Source organism: Bailinhaonella thermotolerans (assembly GCF_003594875.1).
Lineage (GTDB): Bacteria > Actinomycetota > Actinomycetes > Streptosporangiales > Streptosporangiaceae > Bailinhaonella > Bailinhaonella thermotolerans.
The window spans coordinates 242,790-264,148 of the sequence record NZ_QZEY01000004.1; the positions used below are offsets into that span (position 1 = coordinate 242,790).

16 protein-coding genes are annotated in these 21,359 nt (G+C 73.8%); 5 read left to right on the plus strand and 11 right to left on the minus strand.

The window, feature by feature from the left end; all coding sequences use genetic code 11:
- Positions 1 to 83 precede the first annotated feature (83 nt).
- A complete protein-coding gene (panB, locus tag D5H75_RS13645) occupies positions 84 to 941 on the minus strand; it encodes a 3-methyl-2-oxobutanoate hydroxymethyltransferase (protein ID WP_119926806.1) in 858 nt (285 codons plus the stop codon).
- A gap of 217 nt (positions 942 to 1,158) precedes the next feature.
- Here panB and D5H75_RS13650 point away from each other — a divergent pair, with 217 nt between their 5' ends.
- Positions 1,159 to 2,733: an MFS transporter gene (locus D5H75_RS13650; protein WP_119926807.1), complete on the plus strand. Its 1,575-nt coding sequence runs from the start codon at positions 1,159 to 1,161 to the stop codon at positions 2,731 to 2,733.
- A 9-nt stretch (positions 2,734 to 2,742) separates the two neighbouring features.
- On the plus strand, positions 2,743 to 3,354 hold the full coding sequence (locus tag D5H75_RS13655) for a TetR/AcrR family transcriptional regulator (RefSeq protein WP_119926808.1): 612 nt from the start codon (positions 2,743 to 2,745) through the stop codon (positions 3,352 to 3,354).
- Positions 3,355 to 3,519: 165 nt separating this feature from the next.
- On the opposite strand, the gene D5H75_RS13660 is transcribed toward D5H75_RS13655, so the two are convergent.
- Positions 3,520 to 4,224 carry a type 1 glutamine amidotransferase gene (locus D5H75_RS13660; protein ID WP_119926809.1) on the minus strand — a complete coding sequence of 235 codons (705 nt, stop codon included), beginning with the start codon at positions 4,222 to 4,224 and terminating at the stop codon, positions 3,520 to 3,522.
- Positions 4,225 to 4,288: 64 nt separating this feature from the next.
- Here D5H75_RS13660 and D5H75_RS13665 point away from each other — a divergent pair, with 64 nt between their 5' ends.
- On the plus strand, positions 4,289 to 8,086 hold the full coding sequence (locus D5H75_RS13665; RefSeq protein ID WP_119926810.1) for a protein kinase domain-containing protein: 3,798 nt from the start codon (positions 4,289 to 4,291) through the stop codon (positions 8,084 to 8,086).
- A 33-nt stretch (positions 8,087 to 8,119) separates the two neighbouring features.
- On the opposite strand, the gene glnA is transcribed toward D5H75_RS13665, so the two are convergent.
- From glnA to D5H75_RS13710, 9 genes are all read right to left on the minus strand, one after another.
- A complete protein-coding gene (gene glnA, locus D5H75_RS13670) occupies positions 8,120 to 9,484 on the minus strand; it encodes a type I glutamate--ammonia ligase (RefSeq protein WP_119926811.1) in 1,365 nt (454 codons plus the stop codon).
- A gap of 152 nt (positions 9,485 to 9,636) precedes the next feature.
- Positions 9,637 to 10,002, minus strand: coding sequence for a hypothetical protein (locus tag D5H75_RS13675; RefSeq protein WP_119926812.1), 366 nt, complete (start codon positions 10,000 to 10,002; stop codon positions 9,637 to 9,639).
- The gene (locus D5H75_RS13680) at positions 9,995 to 10,423 is read right to left on the minus strand and encodes a hypothetical protein (RefSeq protein ID WP_119926813.1); all 429 of its coding nucleotides are present in this window, start codon (positions 10,421 to 10,423) and stop codon (positions 9,995 to 9,997) included. Before D5H75_RS13680 ends, D5H75_RS13675 begins: the two co-directional genes overlap by 8 nt.
- Positions 10,424 to 10,456: 33 nt before the next feature.
- Complete coding sequence (locus D5H75_RS13685; protein ID WP_202638121.1) at positions 10,457 to 11,314, minus strand: helix-turn-helix domain-containing protein; 858 nt, start codon at positions 11,312 to 11,314, stop codon at positions 10,457 to 10,459.
- Between the two features lie 11 nt (positions 11,315 to 11,325).
- Complete coding sequence (locus tag D5H75_RS13690) at positions 11,326 to 11,844, minus strand: DUF6879 family protein (RefSeq protein ID WP_119926815.1); 519 nt, start codon at positions 11,842 to 11,844, stop codon at positions 11,326 to 11,328.
- Positions 11,813 to 12,088: a hypothetical protein gene (locus tag D5H75_RS13695; RefSeq protein ID WP_119926816.1), complete on the minus strand. Its 276-nt coding sequence runs from the start codon at positions 12,086 to 12,088 to the stop codon at positions 11,813 to 11,815. The genes D5H75_RS13690 and D5H75_RS13695 overlap by 32 nt, the downstream gene beginning before the upstream one ends.
- Before the next feature lie 197 nt (positions 12,089 to 12,285).
- A complete protein-coding gene (locus D5H75_RS13700; RefSeq protein ID WP_119926817.1) occupies positions 12,286 to 14,082 on the minus strand; it encodes an NAD+ synthase in 1,797 nt (598 codons plus the stop codon).
- Positions 14,083 to 14,158: 76 nt separating this feature from the next.
- The gene (locus tag D5H75_RS44510; protein ID WP_119926818.1) at positions 14,159 to 15,640 is read right to left on the minus strand and encodes a BTAD domain-containing putative transcriptional regulator; all 1,482 of its coding nucleotides are present in this window, start codon (positions 15,638 to 15,640) and stop codon (positions 14,159 to 14,161) included.
- Between the two features lie 210 nt (positions 15,641 to 15,850).
- Entirely contained in the window at positions 15,851 to 17,068 is a 1,218-nt protein-coding gene (locus D5H75_RS13710; protein ID WP_242454218.1) for an MFS transporter, read from the minus strand.
- Between the two features lie 96 nt (positions 17,069 to 17,164).
- On the opposite strand from D5H75_RS13710, the gene D5H75_RS13715 reads away from it, so the two are divergent.
- Positions 17,165 to 18,124: an ArsR/SmtB family transcription factor gene (locus D5H75_RS13715; RefSeq protein ID WP_242454219.1), complete on the plus strand. Its 960-nt coding sequence runs from the start codon at positions 17,165 to 17,167 to the stop codon at positions 18,122 to 18,124.
- A gap of 167 nt (positions 18,125 to 18,291) precedes the next feature.
- Positions 18,292 to 21,267, plus strand: a complete 2,976-nt coding sequence (locus D5H75_RS13720) for a bifunctional [glutamine synthetase] adenylyltransferase/[glutamine synthetase]-adenylyl-L-tyrosine phosphorylase (RefSeq protein WP_119926821.1) — start codon at positions 18,292 to 18,294, stop codon at positions 21,265 to 21,267.
- Positions 21,268 to 21,359: the final 92 nt, after the last annotated feature.

A 21,359-nucleotide genomic window follows, 5' to 3' on the forward strand; every position in this document is an offset into this window, starting at 1 on the left:
TCGTGGCACGGGTGCGGCGGCGCCGGGCGGCGCCGCCGTACGTCCGCACATCCGTCACGCGGCGTGCGCCGCCGCGGGCCGGGTCAGTGGTAGCTGTGCTCGGGGGCCGGGAAGACGCCCGTGGTGACCTCGTCGGCGAAGCGGCGCACGGCGCGGTCGAGCTCGCCGGCGACGTCGCCGTACTTCTTGACGAACTTGGCGGTGTGCGGGGTGAGGCCGGCGAGGTCCTGCCAGACGAGGACCTGGGCGTCGGTGGACGGGCCCGCGCCGATGCCGATCGTGGGGATCGACAGGGCGGCCGTCACCCGCTGGGCGAGTTCCTCGGGGACGCATTCGAGGACGATCGCGAACGCGCCGGCGGCCTCCAGGGCCTTCGCGTCGGCCATGAGCTCCTCGCCGGACTCGCCGCGGCCCTGGACGCGGTAGCCGCCGAAGACGTTGACCGACTGCGGGGTGAGGCCGAGGTGGCCCATCACCGGCACGCCCGAGGCGACGAGCGTCTCGGCCTGGGCGAGCACGCGGCGGCCGCCTTCGAGCTTGACGGCGTGCGCCCCGGCCTCCTTGAGGAATCGGGCCGCGGTCTCCAGCGCCTGCTGGGGCGAGCCCTGGTACGACGCGAACGGCAGGTCGGCGACGACCATCGCGCGGGACGAGCCGCGTACGACCGCCGCGGTGAGCGGGATCAGGTCGTCCACGGTCACCGGCAGCGTGGAGTCGTAGCCGTAGACGACCATCGCGGCCGAGTCGCCGACGAGCAGCACCGGGATCCCGGCCTCGTCGAAGATGCGCGCCGTCATGGCGTCGTAGGCGGTGACCATGGGCCACTTCTCGCCGCGCGACTTGGCCGCGGCGATGTCTCGGACGGTGATCCGGCGTCCCGTCCGGCCGCCGTACAGGGCGGTCGACCGGTCGGAAGGAGCGGATGCGGCGGCAGAGGACATGTGAATACCTCCAGGTCTCGTGGCGCCCCTGTGGCGTCCCCGGACTTACTCGATGATTTCACGCGACCGCCACGTATAACACCCCTCGTCCGGGTTCCCATCCATCGGCTCGATCGGCCGGTCCCGCGCCAGTATCGAAACGATCCGGTTGCGTATCGGAAGGAGGAGGCGTAGTGTCGATACGCAACCGTCTCGTATCGAATTTTGGTGGACCCCTGTGACCTCAGTACCTCCCGAAACCGGTCATCCACGGCGCTGGTACGTGCTGGGCGTGCTCGTGCTCAGCCTTCTGGCCGTGGTCCTCGACAACACCATCCTCAACGTCGCGCTGAAGACGATCGCCGATCCGCGCGCCGGCCTGGGGGCGACCCAGGCCGAGCTGGAGTGGTCGATCAACTCCTACACCCTGGTGTTCGCCGGGCTGCTGTTCACGTTCGGCGTGATCGGCGACCGGCTCGGCCGCCGGCGGCTGCTCATGGCGGGCATGGCGGTGTTCGGCCTGGCGTCGCTGCTGTCGGCGTACGCCCAGAGCCCCGACCAGCTCATCTGGGCCCGCGCCCTGATGGGCCTGGGCGGCGCGGCCGTCATGCCGCAGACCTTGTCGATCATCAGCAACGTGTTCGAGCCGCACGAGCGGGGCAAGGCCATCGGCATCTGGGCGGGCGCGGTGGGCCTGGCCATCGCCATCGGGCCGATCACCGGCGGCCTGCTGCTGGAGCACTTCTGGTGGGGCTCGGTGTTCCTCGTCAACGTGCCCGTCGTGCTGATCGGCCTGGTGCTGATCAGGACGATCGTGCCCGAGTCCCGCAGCCCCCTGCGCGGCGGCCTCGACCCGTTCGGCGTGCTCCTGTCGATCGTCGGGCTGGTCGCCCTGACGTACGGGATCATCGAGGGCGGCGACACCGGCGACTGGGCCTCGCCCCTGGTGCTCGGGCCGATCGTGCTCGGCCTCGCGGTGCTGGGACTGTTCGCCTGGTGGGAGTCGCGGATCACGCATCCGGCGTTCGACGTGCGGCTCTTCCGCGACCCGCGCCTGTCGGTGGCGGTGGCCGCGATCGCGCTGGTGTTCTTCGCGATGGCCGGGGTGGTCTTCTTCATCTCGTTCTACCTGCAGAGCGTGCGCGGGTTCAGCCCGCTGGAGTCGGGCGCGCTGGTGCTCCCGGTGGCGATCGCGCAGCTCCTGGTCTCGCCGCGCAGCGCCGGGCTGGTCAAGCGGTTCGGGCCGCGGGCGGTCGGCGTGACCGGCCTGCTGCTCCTCACCGCCGCGCTCTACAGCTACCGGACCATCGGCGTGGACAGCCCGATCTGGCTGCTGGAGGTCACGATGTTCTTCCAGGGCGCGGGGATGGCGCTGGTCATGCCGCCCGCCACCGAGTCGATCATGTCGGCGCTGCCGCGCGAGCGGGCCGGCGCGGGCTCGGCGGTCCAGAACGTCGCGCGCCAGGTCGCCGTCGCGCTCGGCGTCGCGGTGCTCGGCTCCGTCGTCGCGGCGACGTACCGCGATCGCATGGAGCCGCTGCTCGGCGGGCTCCCGGCGGCGCTGCGGGACGCGGCGGCCGGGTCGATCGAGGGCACCCACGCCGTCGCCTCGCGGCTCGGGCCCGGCGCCGGCCGTATCCTGGCCGAGGCGAACGCCGCGTTCGTGGACGGAGTGCACATCACCGCGCTCGTGTCCGGCACGATCGCTCTCCTCGGGATGCTGGTCGTGTGGCGGTGGATGCCCGGGCGGCCTACGGTTGACCGGACGACGCCCGGGCCGGTCCGGCGCGAAGAAGTGTCTGTTGGGGCATGAGTTAGGACGATGAACGACGTGAAGGGCGCGACGGTCCGGTCGCCGGGCCGCCCACGCAGCGAACGGGCCGAGCGGGCCATCATCGAGGCCACGCTCGACCTCTTCGCCGAGGTGGCGAGCGTGAGCCGGCTGTCGATCGAGGCCGTCGCGGCCCGGGCGGGCGTCGGCAAGACGACCATCTACCGGCGCTGGCCCAACAAGGAGGCCCTCCTCATCGACGCCCTGGCCACCATCAAGCCTCCGCCCCCCGAGGTGGCCGGCGAGTCCGTCCGCGAGGACCTGCTCACCCTCATGCGGGTCGTCGGAGTGCACCGCGGCGACGACCGCCTGGGCTGCATCATGCGCATCGTCCAGGCCGAGGCGGAGAAGCACCCCGAGTTCATGCGGGACTACCGCCACACCGTGATGGCCCCCCACCGCCAGGCCCTCATGAACGTCCTCCGGCGCGGCGTGGAGTCGGGCGAGCTCCGTGCCGACCTCGACCTGGACCTGGCCCACGCGGCGATCGTCGGCGCCCTCCTCTACCGCAACCGGGCCGCCTGGCACGACGCCCCCGCCCCGCCCGACTACCCCGAGGTCCTCCTCGACGCCCTTCTCCGCGGCTTCGCCCCGCCCGCCTGACCCCGCTTCGGGCCGTACGGCCTGATCGTGCGGGCCGTACGGCCTGAGCCGCGCGCCGGGCCGTACGGCCGGGGCGCGCGGCCGTACGGCCCGCGGGGCGTCCCCGCCGGAACGGCACGCGGGATCGCCGGAGGCGAGCCGCCGGCGGGGGCGGGCGGCGGGTGGTCAGCGGGACGCGGCGGCGGCGCGGACGGCGTCGGCGAAGGCCGCGGCGAGCGGGCGCCAGGTGTCGGTCACCTGCTTGACCTGGGCGAGGACCCGCTGGGGGTCGAGCCCGGCGGCGGTGACCTTGTGGGCGCCGCCCGCCATCCAGGACTCGTAGATGTCGTAGGTGGCCTCGGGGTGGAACTGGACGGCCCAGGCGCAGGAGCCGAGGCGGTAGGCCTGGGCGGGGTAGACGTCCCCGGTCGCCAGGGGGACGGCGCCCTCGGGGAGCCGGGTCATGGCGTCCTTGTGCCACTGGACGGCGAGGGCGGTGGCGGGGACGCCCCGCATGAGGGGGTCGGCGTCCGCCGCCGGGAGCCTCCGCACGGGGAGGAGCCCGGTCTCCAGCCCGTGCGAGCCCGGCCGCACCTCCCCGCCGCACGCCAGGGTGAGGAGCTGCGCCCCGAGGCAGATCCCGAGCGTCGGGACCTCCGCCTCCACGGCCCGCCTGAGCAACGCGCGCGTAGGCCGTAACCAGGGATAACGGTCGTCCTCGTCGGCCGAGGGCTCGCCCCCGAGCACGATCAGCCCGGCGCCCTCCGGCGCCGGCGGCACGGGATCGCCCAGATAGGGCCGCACGATGTCACAGGGGAGCCCGAGCCACTCCGCGAAGTACCCCAGATGGGCGTCCGCTTCGTGCTCGATGACCAGAATGCGGGGTTCCATGCGCAGAGCTTAGGAGTCCCCGGGGAACGGCGAACCCTTCGGGACGGCCGCGCGTCACAGGGGCATGGACCTGGCTCCCCTCACGGCGGCGGACCCCGAACGGCTGGGCGCGTACTGGCTCGCGGGCCGGCTCGGATCCGGCGGGCAGGGCGTGGTCTACGAGGCCTACGACGACGCCGGGGACCGTTTCGCGGTCAAGGTGCTGCACGGGGACTTCGCCGGAGACGCCGGGGCGCGGGACAGGTTCGCCAGGGAGGTCCTCGCCACCCGTCGCGTGGCCGCGTTCTGCACCGCCTCCGTGGTCGCGGTCGAGCTGGACGGCCCCCGGCCGTACGTCGTCAGCGAGTACGTCAGCGGGCCCACCCTGCGCGACGCGGTCGCCCGGGACGGGCCGTACTCCGGGGGCGACCTCGTCCGTCTGGCGACGGCGATCGCCACGGCCCTGGCGGCGATCCACCGCGCGGACGTCATCCACCGCGACCTCAAGCCCGACAACGTGCTCCTCGGCCCCGACGGGCCCCGCGTGATCGACTTCGGCGTGGCTCGCACCGGGGACATGTCGCTCACGACCACCGGCCGGGTGGCCGGGACCCCCGCCTACATGGCCCCGGAGGTCTTCGTCGGCCATCGCGCCACCCCCGCCGCCGACGTCTTCGCCTGGGGCGGCGTCGTCCTCTACGCCGCCACCGGCCGAGACCCCTTCGAGGGCGACACCCTCGGCGCGGTCATGTACCGGGTCCTCACCGACGTCCCCGCCCTGGACGCCCTCCCGGACCCGCTCCGCCCCCTGGTCGCCGCCGCCCTCGCCAAGGCCCCCGAATCCCGCCCGTCCGCCCGCGACCTCCTCCTCACCATCCTCGACCACACCGCCCACGTCCCCTCGCCGCCGGCGCCGCCCCCATCGCCCCCGGGCTCAGGCCGTACGGCCGCCGCCCCGGCGCGCGGCGCGGAGGACGCCGGGGAGGGGCGGGCCGCCCCGGCGATGAGCGGGGAGGACGCCCTGGCCGCGCCCGGGGAGGAGCCGGTGGCCGTGGCCCCGCCGCGCGCCCCGGCGGACGGCGCGACGGGCGGCAGGGGACCCGCGGCCCGCCCGAGCGGGGACGCGGACGGGGACGAGGCCGACGAGGCGCTGCTGGAACGGGGGGCGAGGGCGGCCGGGGGGACGTTCGCGGACGCGGGGGCGGATCCGGGCGTGGGGGACGTCGCGGAGCGGGTCTTCGCCGGCCTGGCCCCCGGCGAGCGGGAGGCCGCCCCGGAGGTGTTCCTGCGGCTGGTGAGCTCGACGGCGGACGGCGAGGACGCCCGGCGGGCGGCGAGCCCGGAGGAGCTGGCGGGCACCCGCCCGGAGGTGTGGGCGGTGGTGGAGCGGTACCGCGACGCCGGGCTGATCACCGACGTGGGGGACCGCGTGTCGCTGGCCCAGCCCGCGCTGCTGCGGGCGTGGCCGCGCATGCGCGAGTGGATCGAGGCCGAGCGGCCCGGCCTGCCGGTGTACCGGCGGCTCGCCGAGGACGCGCGGGGGTGGCGAGCGGGCGGGCGGCGGCCCGGCGACCTCTACCAGGGCGGGGCCCTGGAGGCCGCTCTCCGCTGGGCCGCGACCGGCCGGCGCCACCTCACCCTGACGCCGCTGGAACGCGAGTTCCTGGACGCCGGCACGGCGTACGCCCGCCGCCGCCAGCGCACGCGCCGCGCGGTCACGGCGACGCTGGCCGTGCTGCTGGTGGTGGCCCTCGCGGCCGTCACGTTCGCCGAGACCCAGCGCCGCGAGGCCGACGCCCAGCGTCGCGACGCCGCGGGCCAGCGTGACCGCGCCCTGGCCCGGCAGATCGCCGCCGAGGCCGACGCCCTACGCGCCACCCGGCCGGAGACGGCGATGCTGCTCAGCGTCGCGGCCTACCGGCTGGCCGCCATCCGCGATAGCCGGGGCGCGGTGCTCAGCTCCCTGGTCCAGCGTGAGAGCGCGTCCTTCCAGGAGCCGGGCGCGACCGAGGGGACCGCGTACGGCCTGGGCGCGAAGGGACGGCTCCTCGCCGCCGTGAGCGGGGGCGAGGCGCGCGTGTGGGACGTCGGGACGCACAAGCTGGTCCGGCGCTTCCCGGGGGTCGATCCGGCGCCCGCGTACACCGGTCTGTCCCCGGACGGCACGACGCTCGTGGCCGTGAACGAGCGGGGCGCCGCGCGGTTCTGGAGTGTCGCGACCGGGAAGCCCCTCGGCCCCCCGTTCGGGAAGGACCTCGGGGCCGCGCTGTTCGGCCGCGGCGGGCGCCGGGTCGTCTTCTTCGACGACGACGTCGGCTTCGACGTGCGCGAGGCACCCTCCGGAAGGCGGGTCATGATGATCAGGGACCCGGCCGTCAGCGGTGACACGAGCACACTGAGCCCGGACGAGCGGTACCTCGCGGCCGGCGCGGTCGACGAGCGGATCAGGGTGTGGGACCTGGAGCGGGGCGGCGAGCCGGTGCGCATCCCCGGGCACACGGCCGCCTTCACTCCCGGCGGCCTGCTGGCCGTGGGCGAGACGGACGGCGAGGTCCGCCTGTGGGACCACCGGACCCGCGAGCCCGGAGAGAAGCTGCTGAGCGCGAGCGTCGGGGCCTCCCTCCGGTTCAGTGAAGACGGCCGGTTCCTGGTGGAGACCACCACCGAGCAGGTCCGGCTGTGGGCGGTCTCCGGCGACGGCGCGGAACTGCTGCGGCACCGCCCTCGCGAGACCGTCTGGGAGGCGGCCGCGCTGTCTCCGGACAACGGGACGTTGCGGCTTCTGGGCGACCTGGGCCGGGTGATCACGCTGGACGTAGCCTCGATCACCAGGGCGTCCGCCTTCCCCACGTCCGCGTTCAACACGGTCTTCGACCCCCGGGGGCGGGTTCTCGTCCGGCAGGAGGGTGGCACGCAGGGCGAGCGGGCGCGGTTCTGGGACGTGCGCGCCAGGCGCCCGCTGGGCCCCTCCTTCGCCTTCGAGCCCGTCCAGCCCGCGACGGACATGATCCACCTGCCCCGGTTCGCGTTCTCGCCCGACGGGCGGGTGCTCGCTGTGGGCTCGTCGGAGTCGGCCCGCGTGACGTTCTGGGAGGTGCCCTCCGGGCGGCGGGTCGCCGAGGCCCGCGTGAGCGGGGCCGCCGAGGGCCAGGGCGTCAACGGTCTCGCCTACAGCCGTGACGGACGGAGGCTGGCCGTGTCCCTCCACGACGAGCCCGCGGCGGACGACAGCGTCCCGCCCCCGAGGACGACCCCCCTGGTCCGGCTGTGGGACACGGGGGAGCGCCGCTGGATCGACGGGCTCATCCCCCCGGCGTTCGACGGGCTCATGCAGATGGCGTTCAGCCCTGACGGCCGATACCTCCTCGCAGACGGCAAGGAGGGCGGCGGCGTGGTGGACCTGACGACGGGCCGGGCGCCGCCCAGGTCGCCGGGCCCGAGCCAGGCGTCGGGGGCGGCGCGCGTGTTCAGCCCCGACGGGCAGCTCCTCGTGACCGCCGCGGGCGACGTCGCCTTCTGGGACGCGCGCACCCTGCGGCCCGTGGGCCTCCCGGTGCGTTCCGACGCCACCGACGTGGTCTTCGCCCCGGACGGCGCGACGTTCGCCACGTCCGGAGGCAGGTCGATCCGCCTGTGGGACACCGCGTCCCGCAGGCAACTCGGCCTCACCATCACCCTCCCCGACGAGGTGAAGGCCATCGCGTTCGACGAGGACGGCACCCGCCTCTACTCGACGGGGACGGACGACGTCCTCCGCGAACACGTCGCCGACCCGGACGCGGCGCTCCCCCTGGTCTGCGCGCGGGCCGGGCGGGACCTCACGCGGGAGGAATGGCGCGCCCACGTCCCCGACCTGCCCTACCGCCCGGCCTGCCCCCGCTGAGCCGTACGGCTGAAGCGGGGCCGGGGCGAGGGGTCAGAGGATGGGGAGGTAGCGGCCGCGTTCGTAGGCGGTCACCTGGCGGCGGTACTCCTGCCACTCGGCGCGCTTGTTGCGCAGGAAGAAGTCGAAGACGTGCTCGCCCAGGGTCTCGGCGGCCAGTTCGCTGCGCTCCATGGCGTGGACGGCCTCGTCGAGGCTCTGGGGGAGGGGGTCGATGCCCATGGCGCGGCGCTCGGCGCTGGTGAGGGCCCACACGTCGTCCTCGGCGCCGGGCGGGAGCTCGTAGCCCTCCTCGATGCCTTTCAGTCCCGCCGACAGGATCATCGCGAACGCGAGGTAGGGGTTGCAGGCCGAGTCGAGGGAGCGGAACTCGATGCGCGAGGAGTTGCCCTTGGACGGCTTGTACATCGGCACCCGGACCAGGGCGGACCGGTTGTTGTGGCCCCAGCAGATGTAGGACGGCGCCTCGCCGCCCATGCCCGCGATGGCCTCGACGCCGCCCCACAGCCGCTTGTAGGAGTTGACCCACTGGTTGCAGACGGCGGTGATCTCGGCGGCGTGGCGCAGCAGGCCGCCGATGAAGGAGCGGCCCACCTTGGAGAGCTGGTACTCGGCGCCGGGCTCGTAGAAGGCGTTCCGGTCGCCCTCGAACAGCGACATGTGGGTGTGCATGCCGGAGCCGGGGTGCTGGGTGAACGGCTTGGGCATGAAGGACGCCCAGATGCCCTGCTCCAGCGCGACCTCCTTCATGACCAGGCGGAACGTCATGATGTTGTCGGCCGTGGTCAGCGCGTCGGCGTAGCGCAGGTCGATCTCCTGCTGGCCGGGGGCGCCCTCGTGGTGGCTGAACTCCACCGAGATGCCCATCGACTCCAGCATCATGATCGCGTTGCGCCGGAAGTCGTGCCCGGCGCTGTGCGGCGTGTGGTCGAAGTAGCCGCCCGCGTCCACCGGGGTCGGCTCGCCGCCGTCCTCGTCCGGGCGCTCCTTGAACAGGAAGAACTCCACCTCGGGGTGGGTGTAGAAGGTGAAGCCCATGTCGGCGGCCCGGGCCAGCGTGCGCTTGAGCACCCAGCGCGGGTCGGCGTGGCTCGGGGAGCCGTCCGGCATGAGGATGTCGCAGAACATGCGGGCCGCGCCCGGGTTCTCGCTGCGCCACGGCAGGATCTGGAACGTCGAGGGGTCCGGCTTGGCCAGCATGTCCGACTCGTAGACGCGCGCGAAGCCCTCGATGGCCGAGCCGTCGAAGCCGATGCCCTCGGAGAAGGCGCCTTCGAGCTCGGCGGGCGCGATCGCCACCGACTTGAGGAAACCGAGCACGTCGGTGAACCACAGCCGGATGAAGCGGATGTCGCGTTCCTCAAGCGTGCGGAGCACGAACTCCTGCTGGCGGTCCAAGGCAATCCCCATCCAGTGGTGAGACGGACATCGAGCCGGATCCCAGTGTGTCCTGCCCGTGTTTCCAGCAGGTTACCCGGATGATCCGCCCGGCCACGGCCCCGCGCCCCCGCCCCCCGCCCTCGGAAGGCGCGGCATGGAAGGGGCGACGTCTACGGGTCACCCCCTTCCGCCTGGGCGTCCCCTCCGGCCTTCACCTTCGCCTCGCGGATGTCGGCACGCCCGCTCTCGACGGCCTGTTCGAGCGCGTCCAGCGCCCGCGCGCCGCGCGTGTAAGCCCGCTCGACCCGGCTGATGAGGATCAGGAGATCGGGCACCGAACGATCCTTGATCCACACCTCGCCCAGGTGGCGGAACTTGAACCCGTGGACGACGAAGTTCGCCCCGTCCAGGCCGGTCCAGCCCTTGCAGTGAGAAGAGAGCAGGCCGTAGAAGTCGCCGAAGCCCTTCCCCTCCGCGGCCTCGATGATCCAGTCAGGCACCTCTTCCAGATAGCGGACCCACGAGGTGTCAGGCATCGGCGAGCACCTCCCCGGCCTCCCCCGCGACGGCTCCGGCCGGCTCCACTACCGCGGCCACGCCGGCCACGTCCCCGGCCGGCGTCCGCGCCCGGAGAGCCTCCTCGCCCGCCGGGCGCACCACGAAGGAGACCTCCGGGCCGTCCAGCACCTCCACACGTGCGACCTGCCGGCCGCGAACCTTCGCCGCGTACACGATCAGCTCGGGGCGGCCGTGACGCACCCAGCGCCACCCGGTCTCCTGTCCCATGCTCAGCCGTACCTTGCGGACCAGCAGCGTCCGCAGCCCGCACCCGCGAAGAACCTCCCCGAGCGCCTCCAGACGCCCGACGTGCTCCTGGACGGCTTCCTCGGCCATCTCCAGGAAATCATCACCCTCGCCGCCCGCCCCGCGGGCGTCCCGCGTCGTCTCCCTGACCATGCCGCGACGGTAGGAGCCCGGATGCAGCCGGGGCTAGAAGATTTCACGAGATTGCAGCAGCCGCCGAGCGGCGTCTATCTCCGCCCGCGCGGAGTCGCCGTAGACGGCCAGCGACTGCAACAGCTTGAAGATCCTCAGGTACGTCTCTATCTCGCTGGGGCGCTTGGTGCGATAGCCCCCGGTCCAGTGCTCGCTGCGAACAAGCGACTGGTCGTAGATGTAAAACCCTTCGCCCGGCCAGATCGTCCGGAGCCGGCCAAGGGGAATGATGCCAAGCGCCACATTTGCGAAGTCGGCCGCGCGTTCGATGTAGTCGAATTGATCCAGCATCACGGCGAGGCCGCCCCGTTGGGCGTAGAGCGCCCCGGCCTCGATGACGAAGGAGAACATGCAGGTGCCGGACTCAAGGACGCGCAAGCGGTTCAACCGCCCCTCGACGGCTTCGTCGATGTCGGTGGCGAGGCCGTGGAATCGAGTCACGTCCTCGATGACGGCGCGCGTGTACCCCGGCCTCTGGAGGAAGCCGGGAACGGTCTGCGGCTCATAGGCGCGTATCAGCCTGGTCTGCTCATAGAGCGGCTTGACCCGCTCGCTCTGCTGCGCGAGCCCGGCGCGCAGCGCTTGCCGGTGGTCCTCCCACATCTCGTCGATCTGCCGGTGCGCGGCGATCAGTTCGGGGATCTGGTCCTCGGCCCGGCACGCGCGGCACCAGACCCTGATGTCCTCTTCCGTGGGATTCTGCCGTCCCAGCTCGATCCGGGAGATCTTGGAGGTGTGCATCCCGGATCGTGCGGAGAGCTGACGGCCGTTGAGGCGGGCGTCCAGGCGCAGGCCGCGTAGCCTCTGCCCGAACGCCTTGCGGACGGCTTCTACCTGGTCTCGTTGCGACAAGGCGGGGGCTGTCAGAGGGGCCGGTAATCGCGGTGCGGAACGGCCAGCTCCCACAGGGCCGAGAACGCGTCCGCGCAATACTTCACGATAGCGGGGTCTCGGCAAAGCTGAATCTCGGCGCGCTTGTCCTCGCCGTCGAAGACGTTGAACACAACCGTTTCGCCGTCCAGTAACCAGAAGTCGTTCCCCGGCAGCCTCAACGTCGAGGTGAGTCGTCGCGGCACCCAGCGCAGGTCTTCCCCCGCCTCGACCTTGAGCCCGTTCGTCGCTTCGAAGCACCATCGCTGATAGGCGGACAAAGGCTCCGACACCACACAGATGCGACGGTAGGTCTTCCCGGCTGAAACTCCGGCCCGGACCCGGTCGCACCACGGCTTGAGGACGCGTGGCACCTCCTCCCGGTCGCCCGCCTGCCAGTTGGCGAACAGCTCGGCGTCTATGCCGTAGTTGTCCCGCATCTCGACGTGGAGGGCCTCACGGCTGACGCCGTTGACCAGATCAGCCCGTTCCTTCGGGGAGATCAACTCCATACCGCTCCCTCACGTACTTCCGGACGAATGCGTTCACGGTGCGCTCTGACAGTTCCCCGAACGTCTCATCCTCCCCGAGACCGACGAGCTGCGCTTGCACCCTGGGACCGCGCTTCTTCACCTGTACGAGCCAGGAGCCCCGGTCCGTCCGGTAGAAGGTCTCGCACTCGTTGTCCTGGTTGGAGCCAGGATCTTTGCAGTAGAAGCTCAGAGAGAGATCGTCTCCGTCGCCGTGAGATTGCATGAGATTGCGACCTCCTGCCTACTCCGTGAGCCCAAGGCTCACGCGATGGACAGGCAGAGTCAAGGGCTGGAGGCCGGTCACGCCCCCGGCGTGGACCTCCGGCCGCCGGAAACCACCGTCACCCAGGGTTCGGGCCCCACTCCGGGACTGCGGGAGCAGGGGCCTGAGCGAGCCCTTGGGGCATGCGGCGGGGCGGGTCAGGTGGTCTCGCGCCAGCGGTTGGTTATGGGGAGGCGGCGGTCGCGGCCGAAGTTCTTGGGGGTGATCTTGGGGCCCGGGGGGTACTGGCGGCGTTTGTACTCGGCCTGGTCGACCAGGCGGATCACGCGTTCCACCAGGGCGGGGTCGTGGCCCGCGGCGATGAGGGAGTCGCGGCCCAGGTCCTTCTCCACGTAGTCGTCCAGGAGGCGGTCCAGGACCTCGTAGGGCGGGAGGGAGTCCACGTCGCGCTGGCCGGGGCGGAGCTCGGCGCTGGGCTCCTTGGTGATCGAGTTCTCGGGGATGGGCGGGGCGGGGAAGGGGTGCAGGAAGCCCTCCGGCAGGCCCGACGGCTTCCCGGCCTGGGCGTTGCGCCAGCGGGCCAGCTCCCACACCATCGTCTTCGGCACGTCCTTGATCGGCGCGAAACCGCCCGCGGAGTCGCCGTACAGGGTGGAGTAGCCGGTGGCCAGCTCGCTCTTGTTGCCGGTGGTGAGCACCAGGTGGCCGTGCTCGTTGGACAGGCCCATGAGGATCATGCCGCGCACGCGCGCCTGGAGGTTCTCCGCCGCCAGCCCGGTCAGCTCGATCTCGCGCTCGAACGCGTCCACGATCCCGCCGATAGGCACGGTCCGCGAGTGCACGCCCTGCCGCTTGACCAGCTCCTCCGCGTCGGACACCGAGTGCTCGGAGGAGTAGCGCGACGGCATCAGCGCCACGTGCACCCGGTCGGGCCCGACCGCGTCGGAGGCGATGGTCGCCGTGAGCGCCGAGTCGATCCCGCCGGACAGCCCCAGGACCACCGACCGGAACCCGTTCTTGCGCACGTAGTCGCGCACGCCCAGCACCAGCGCGGCGTACACCTCGCCGAGCGGGTCCAGCCGGGCGGCGATCCCCGGATCGGCCGGAGGGTACGGCTCCGCGGGCTCCCCGGGCAGCGCGAACCGCTCCACCACGATCGACGTGCCGTCCTGCGCGTCCACGCCGAACTCGCCGTAGGGCGCCTCGGGGTCGGCGGCGGGCACGTCCACGTCCACCACGAGCAGCTCCTCGGCGAACTGCGGCGCCCGCGCCAGCAGCTCCCCGGTCCCCGACACGACCAGCGAGTCCCCGTCGAAGACCAGCTCGTCCTGCCCGCCCACGGCGTTCACGTAGGCCAGCGCGCAGCCCGCCTCCCGCGCCCGCCGCCGGCACAGCGCCAGCCGTACGTCGTCCTTGTCCCGTTCGTACGGCGAGGCGTTCGGCACCACGAGCAGCCCGGCCCCGGCCTCGGCGACGACGGACACCGGCCCGCCGTTCTGCCACAGGTCCTCGCAGATGGCGACCGCGACGTCGGCCCCGCGCAGCCGGAAGATCGGCAGCCGGTCGCCGCGCACGAAGTAGCGGTACTCGTCGAAGACGCCGTAGTTGGGCAGGTGGTGCTTGGCGGTGCTGGCCACGACCTCGCCGCGGTGGATGATCGCGGCGGCGTTGAGCGGGGCGCCCGCGGGCTGCCCGAGGCGCGGCTCCAGGTCCGCGCGGTTGAGGTAGCCCAGCACGATCGGGACCTCGCCCAGCCCCTCGTCGGCGAGGCGGCGGGCGAGCTGCGCGGTCATCTCGATCGAGGCGTCCACGAACGACGTGCGGAGCGCGAGGTCCTCCACCGGGTACCCGGTGAGGAACAGCTCCGGGAAGACGACCAGGTGGGCGCCGCGCTCGGCGGCGGCGCGGGTCGCCTCCAGGACACGGGAGGAGTTGCCCGCCAGATCCCCCACGGTGGAGTCGATCTGGGCAAGGGCGATGCGCAGTCGGACCACACGACCACCCTACTCGGCTCCCCACCCAAGATCCGGGGCGGTTCGCACGGGCGGTCCCTGTCCTCGTCTTCCCAGTTCAGGACGGGTGGGACGACATCAGTCCCGACTCGTAGGCGAGGACCACGGCCTGGGTGCGGTCGCGCAGCCGGAGGGCGCCGAGGATGCCCTCCACCCGGGCGGCGACCTCGTCCTCGGTCACGTGCAGGATCCCGGCGATCTCGGCGTTGGACAGCCCGCGCGCGAGCAGCCGCAGCAGGTCCAGCTCCCGCTCGGCCAGGCCCGCCAGCCGGCCCGGCACGCCCGAGGCGGGCCGTTCGGCGAAGGACGCGATGAGGCGGGTCGTGACGGCGGGGTCGATCAGCGCGTTCCCGGCCGCCGCCACCCTGATCGCCTCCAGCAGTTGCTCGGGGGCCGAGGTCTTGAGCAGGAAGCCGCTCACCCCGGCGCGCAGCGCGGCGTACAGGTTCTCGTCGCTGCCGAACGTGGTCAGCATGATCACCCGGGGCGGCGCGGCCTCCGCGAGCAGCCGCCGGGCCGCCGCCAGCCCGTCCAGCCGCGGCATGCCGATGTCCATGAGCACGACGTCCGGACGGGCGCGCATGGCGACGGCGATGGCCTGCTCGCCGTCCTCGGCCTCCCCGACCACCTCAAGGCCCGGCTCCGACTCGATCACCAGCCGCAGCCCCTTGCGCACGAGCGCCTGGTCGTCGGCGATGACCAGCCGCGTCACCGGGCCGAGATCCACCGGCCTGGACCGTTCCTCCCCGGACTCCCTGGACTCCCGGAAGTCCCGGGGATCCCGCGGGCTCAGGTGCTCGGCCTGGCCGAGGATGTCGGCCTCCAGCCGCTGGAGCGTCGGGTTCAGGTCCAGGCCCAGTTCGTCCCGGAGCACGGCTCGCGCCCGCCGCAGCGCCGCGAGCGCGTCGGCCTGCCGCCCGCTGCGGTACAGCGCGAGGGCGAGCAGCCGCCACGCCTCCTCCCTGTGGGGGTGGCCGGCGGCGTGCGCCTCCAGGTCCGGCACGGTCTGCGCGGCCCGCCCCAGGCGCAGCGCCGCGTCCGCCCGGCGCTCGAAGGCGGCCAGCCGGAGCTGGTCCAGCCGCTCGGCCTCGCTCGCCGCCCACGGGAGGTCGGCGAACTCCGCGAGCGCCTGCCCGCGCCACAGGTCCAGCGCCCGGCCGAGCAGTTCCCACTCCTCGCCGGGGTCGCCCGTGGCGGAGTTCTTCACGATCGTCTCGAACAGCCAGGAGTCCACCTGGTCGGTCGCCGCCCGCAGGGCGTATCCCGGGGGCGCGGTCACCAGCACCCGCGCGGGGGCCCGCGGCGCCCGGCCCGGCTCGATCGCGCCGCGCAGCCGGGAGATGTACCCCTGGACGGTCGCGAGCGCCTGCGCCGGCGGCTCCCCGGGCCACAGGTCCTCGATGAGCCGGTCCGCGGTGACGGCCCGCCCCTGCGCCGTGAGCAGCCGCGCGATGACGCTGCGCTGCCGCCGCCCGCCGAGGTCGAGCACGCGGTCGCCGTCAAGCGCCTCGAACGGCCCCAGGACCCGAAATTTCAACATCGCGCAGAGTGTATGGCGCGGGACCCCCGCACCGTGAGAGCCGGTTCCCGATGGGCCTGACGACCTTCCGGAACCGGCTCTCCCCGCGGCCACTCCCCGGCCGCCTCCCGCCGCCCTCCCGCGCGGCCGGGCCGTCCACGACAGCCGTACGGCTCAGCCGGTGCCGTACGGCTCGGGCGTCGCCGTACGGCTCGGGCGTTGCCGTACGGCTCAGGCGGCCGCCTCGGCGGTCACGAGGGCGCGGCGGCGGACGGCGGGGGCGATGAGGAGCTGGCCCGCGCCGCCGAGCGCCGCCAGGACGCCGCAGGTGACCCAGAGGGTGGGGACGTTCGCGTGCTGCAGGATCTGGGTTCCGAGCAGCGGCGCCAGGAGCCCGCCGAGCGACCAGGTGAGGCCGAACAGGCCCATGTACCGTCCGCGCAGGTGGGCGGGGGCGAGACCGGCGACGATCGCCGCCGCGATGCCCGCGGTCAGGACCTCGCCGAGGGTCCAGACGGCGACCGCCACGCCGTACCCGACGACGGTGGTCATCAGGGCCTTGACCGCGAAGCCGACGCCGACCAGGGCCATGCCGAGCGCGAGCACCCGGCTCTGGTCGAACCGGCCGAGCCACTTGGCCACGAGCGGCTGGAGGACGACGATCACGATGCCGTTGACCGCCATGACCAGGCCGTACCCTTCCACGGGCAGGCCCTGCCGGGTCATCGCGATCGACATGGTGGTGAAGGACTGGAGGTAGACGAAGGTGTAGGCCAGCAGGATCAGGCAGAACCCGAGCATGACCCGGTCGCGGAGCACGTCCAGGTAGCTCCCGCTCGCCTTCTCGGCCTCGCCGCGCGTCTCCGGCACCGCGAACCACACCATCAGGCCGAAGGCGGAGCAGGCGATGGCGTCCACCCAGAACATCCAGGCGAAGTCCTTCTGCGCGGCGAGCCACCCGCCGATCAGCATGGCGGCGGTGAAGCCCATGTTGACCGCCCAGAACAGGAAGGCGTACGCCTTGGGCCGGTCCTGCGGCGAGACCAGGTCGGCGACCAGCGCGGAGGAGGCGGGCCGGTAGGCGTCCAGGACCAGGCCGAGCACCAGCATGAGGACGCCGATGCCGACGATGGAGTCCATCATCGACAGCGCGACCAGGCACGCGCCGGTGGCGAGCATGCCGCCCGTCAGGACCGCCTTGCGGCCGATGCGGTCGGCGAGGAAGCCCGCGATCGGCTGGGAGAGCAGCGAGCCGGCCCCGAACAGCGTCATGACGAACCCGGCGGTCACCAGGGAGAAGCCGCGCATGCTGACCAGGTAGACGCCGATGAACGGCTCGACCATCGTGCCGACGCGGTTGATCAGGGTGCCGCCCCAGAGGACCCAGAAGGGGCGAGGGAGCTTTGAACGTACTTGCGAGGCTTCGGGGGAAATGGTGGCTGCTGTCACGTTCCCAAGTGTTCCGACCGCCGGGAGAATCTGCGATTCTTTTAGCGGAGACTAAAACAAAGGTGCCGGCGGGCTGAGGGGGCGTTCACTGTGGCGGTGTTCAAGTTCGGCCCGGAGGACGTGGCGCGCGTGCGCTTCGCCTTCTCCCCGCTGTGGGAACTGGTCATCAGCCTCCGCACGCTGCGCGCCCCCGGCGCCCACGCCCTGCACCTGCCGTGGGTGCGCGCCGTGCGTCCCCGGCTGACCGCGCTCGACCTGTCGGAGCTGCTCGCGCTGGTGCCCCAGCACGGCTACATCCCCGACTTCCTCACGCCGCCGCCGACCACGCCGCTGCCCGACTTCGCCTCCGAGCTGGCCGCCGTACGGCTGACGCCGCCCGCGCTCGCCGCCCAGGAGGTGCGCGAGGTCGGGGAGGACGGGGCCGATCCCGAGGTGGTCGCGCGGTTCCTCGCGGACCCGGCGGCGGGTGTGCGGCGGCTCGCGGACACGCTGGAGCGGTTCTGGGAGCTGGCGCTGGCGGAGTACTGGCCGCGCATCCAGGGGCTGCTGGAGACCGACGTGCTCCGCCGCACGCGCAAGCTGGCGATGGGCGGGGCCGCGGAGCTGTTCGCCGACCTCCACCCGCAGGTGCGCTGGCACGGCGACCGGCTGGAGATGGTGGCCAAGCACTGCGACGTCGACGACATGGGCGGCAGCGGCCTGCTGCTGGTGCCCAGCGTGTTCGCGTGGCCGACGATCTACACGCTGGTCCCGCCGTACCACCCGATGCTCGCCTACCCGCCCGACGGGGTGGGGACGCTGTGGGAGGCCTCGCCGCCGCCCGCGCCGGACGCGCTCGCGCAGCTCATCGGCCGCACCCGCGCCGAACTGCTGCTCAGCCTGGGCGAGCCGGCCTCCACCAGCGCGCTCGCGCGGCGGATCGGGGTGACCGTGGGCGCGGTCAGCCAGCACCTCGGCGTGCTGCACGCGACGGGCATGGTGGACCGCCACCGGGTGGGCCGCCAGGTCCTCTACCGCCGCACCCGCTCCGGCGACACCCTCGTCGCCGCCCCCTGACGCCCCCCGCCCCGCCCCCGCCTGTCACGAGCATCACCTTCCGCAGGTGGGCGGGCGCTTCCGGAGGTGGTGTGCGGGTGGTCCGCTGAGGGGGGGGGGAGGGCTTCGGCGGGGTGGGCGGGCGGTTCGGGGGGTGGGGTGGGGGGCTGGGTTATGTTGAGGGCGTGATGGCGGAGCCGCGGATTCAGACGGCGTCCGGGCGGCTGGCGCGGCTCGGGTTCGGGGACGCGGCCAGGGCCGCGGGGGTCGTGGAGTCGCTGGGGCTGGACGAGGGGCTCGTGGGGGCGCTGGCCGCGACCGCCGATCCCGATCTGGCGCTGGGGTCGCTGGCGCGGCTGGCGGAGCGCGACCCCCGGGTCGTCGCGGCGGTGGCCGCCGACACCGGGCTGCGGGACCGGCTGTTCGCGGTGCTGGGGGTCAGCGCCGCGCTGGGGGATCACCTGGTGCGGCACCCCGAGCAGTGGCGGGCGCTCCAGGGCGACGACGCCGTACGCCGCCCGTCCGCGGCGGAGGCGCGCGCGGAGCTGCTCGAAGCGGTGGGGGCCGACCCGGCGGAGGCCGAGCCGCGGGCGAGCGGGGACGGGGCGCTGGAGGCGCTGCGGGTCGCCTACCGGGGGCGGCTGGCGCACCTGGCGGGACGGGACCTGACCGGGGCGGCGACGCAGGCCGAGGTGGGCGCCGAGCTGGCGGACCTGGCCGCCGCCGCGCTGGAGGCGGGGCTGGCGATCGCGCGGGCCGGCGAGGGCGGCTCGGGCCTGGCCCGGCTGGCCGTGATCGGGATGGGCAAGTGCGGCGCGCGCGAGCTGAACTACATCAGCGACGTGGACGTGATCTTCGTGGCGGAGCCGAAGCCCGGCGCGGACGAGGCCAAGGCGCTCCAGGAGGCGACCCGGCTGGCGCAGGGCCTGATGCGGGCCTGCTCGGCCACCACGCCAGAGGGGTCGCTGTGGGAGGTGGACGCCGCGCTGCGGCCCGAGGGGCGGTCCGGGCCGCTCGTGCGCACGCTCCAGAGCCACCTGGCCTACTACCGGCGCTGGGCCAAGACGTGGGAGTTCCAGGCCCTGCTCAAGGCCCGCCCGGTCGCCGGGGACCCGGAGCTGGGCGAGCGCTACGCCGCGGCCGTGGACGAACTGGTCTGGACGGCCGCCGAGCGCGAGAACTTCGTCGAGGACGTGCGCGCCATGCGCCGCAGGGTCGAGGCGCACGTGCCCCGCGACGAGGCCGAACGCCAGATCAAGCTGGGCCCGGGCGGCATCCGCGACATCGAGTTCGCCGTGCAGCTCCTCCAGCTCGTGCACGGCCGCACCGACCCCATGCTGCGCCGCCGCGCCACCCTGCCCGCGCTCGCCGCGCTCTCCCGGGGCGGCTACGTCGGCCGCGACGACGCCAGGGCGCTGGCCGAGGCGTACGACTTCCTGCGCCAGGTCGAGCACCTGCTCCAGTTGCAGCGGCTCCGCCGTACTCACATCGTGCCCCCGGGGGAGGCGGAGCTGCGGCGGCTCGGGCGGGCGCTGGGCTACCGCGCGGACCCGGTGGGGGAGTTCACCGCGCGGTGGCGGCGGCACGCGCTGGAGGCGCGGCGGCTGCACGAGAAGCTGTTCTACCGGCCGCTGCTCCAGGCCGTGGCCCGGCTGCCCGGCGACGAGGCCCGGCTCTCCCCGCAGGCGGCCAAGGCCCGGCTGGAGGCCCTGGGATACCTCGACCCCGAGGGCGCGCTGCGCCACATCGCCGCGCTGACCTCGGGCGTCTCCCGCCGCGCCGCGATCCAGCGCACGCTGCTGCCGGTGCTGCTCGGCTGGTTCGCCGACGGGCCCGACCCCGACGCCGGCCTGCTGGGGTTCCGGCAGGTCAGCGACGCGCTCGGCACCACCCCCTGGTACCTCCGGCTGCTGCGCGACGAGGCCGCCGCCGCCGAGCGCATGTCCCGCGTGCTCGCCTCCTCCCGCTACGCCGCCGAGCTGCTGCTGCGCGCCCCCGAGGCCGTGGCCATGCTCGCCGACGACGCCGAGCTGGCCGTACGGCCGCGCGAATCCCTCGCGGCCGAGGCCCGCGCCGCCGTGCAGCGGCACACCGCCTCGCCCAACCAGGACGCCGAGAACGCGGTCGCCGCCGTGCGCGCCCTGCGCCGCCGGGAGCTGTTCCGCACGGCGGTCGCCGACGTGCTCGGCCTGCTCGACGTCGAGGAGACGGGCGACGCGATCACGTCGGTGACGTCGGTGGCGATCCAGGCGGCGGTGGACACCGCGATCGCCAAGGTGGAGGTGGAGCGCCGCGGGCCGCTGCCGACCCGGTTCGCGGTGATCGCGATGGGCCGGCTGGGCGGCGGCGAGGCGGGATACGGCAGCGACGCCGACGTGATGTTCGTGCACGAGCCGCTGGCCGGCGCGGACGAGCGCGACGCGGCGGGGGCGGCGCACGCGGTGGCCGAGGAGACGCGGCGGCTGCTGGCCAGGCCCGCGCCCGACCCGCCGCTGACCCTGGACGCCGGGCTGCGGCCCGAGGGCCGCCAGGGGCCGCTGGTGCGCTCACTGGCCTCCTACGCCGCCTACTACGCCCGCTGGTCCTCGCCCTGGGAGAGCCAGGCCCTGCTGCGCGCCTGCTTCACGGCGGGCGACGCGGCGCTCGGGCGGAGGTTCATCGAGCTCATCGACCCGATCCGGTACCCTCCCGGCGGCATCGACGACGCGGCCGTGCGCGAGATCCGCCGCCTCAAGGCCCGGATGGAGGCCGAGCGCCTGCCGCGCGGCGCCGACCCCGCCCTCCACACGAAGCTGGGGCGCGGCGGCCTGTCCGACGTGGAGTGGGTCGCCCAGTTGCTCCAGCTCCGCCACGCCGGGGCCGAGCCCGCCCTGCGCACGACCCGCACCCTCCCCGTCCTGCGCGCCTCCGTGGCGCTGGGCCTGCTCGCGGAGGAGGACGCGAAGGTCCTGGCCGAGGCGTGGCGCGTGGCCTCGCGCATCCGCAACGCGGTCATGCTCGTCCGCAACCGCCCCTCCGACCTGGTCCCCACGGACGCGCGCGACCTGTCCCGCGTCGCCCGCCTCCTCGGGCACCCCCCGGGCTCCGCGGGCGACCTCCTCGACGACTACCGCCGGGCCACCCGCCGCGCCCGCGCCGTCGTCGAGCGCGTCTTCTACGGCTGACGCCCGTGGCCGCCCGCCCGCCGTACGGCCTGAGCCGCGCCCGCGCCGGCCGTACGGCACGAGCCGGGCGCGCGGCCGGCCGTACGGCGCGA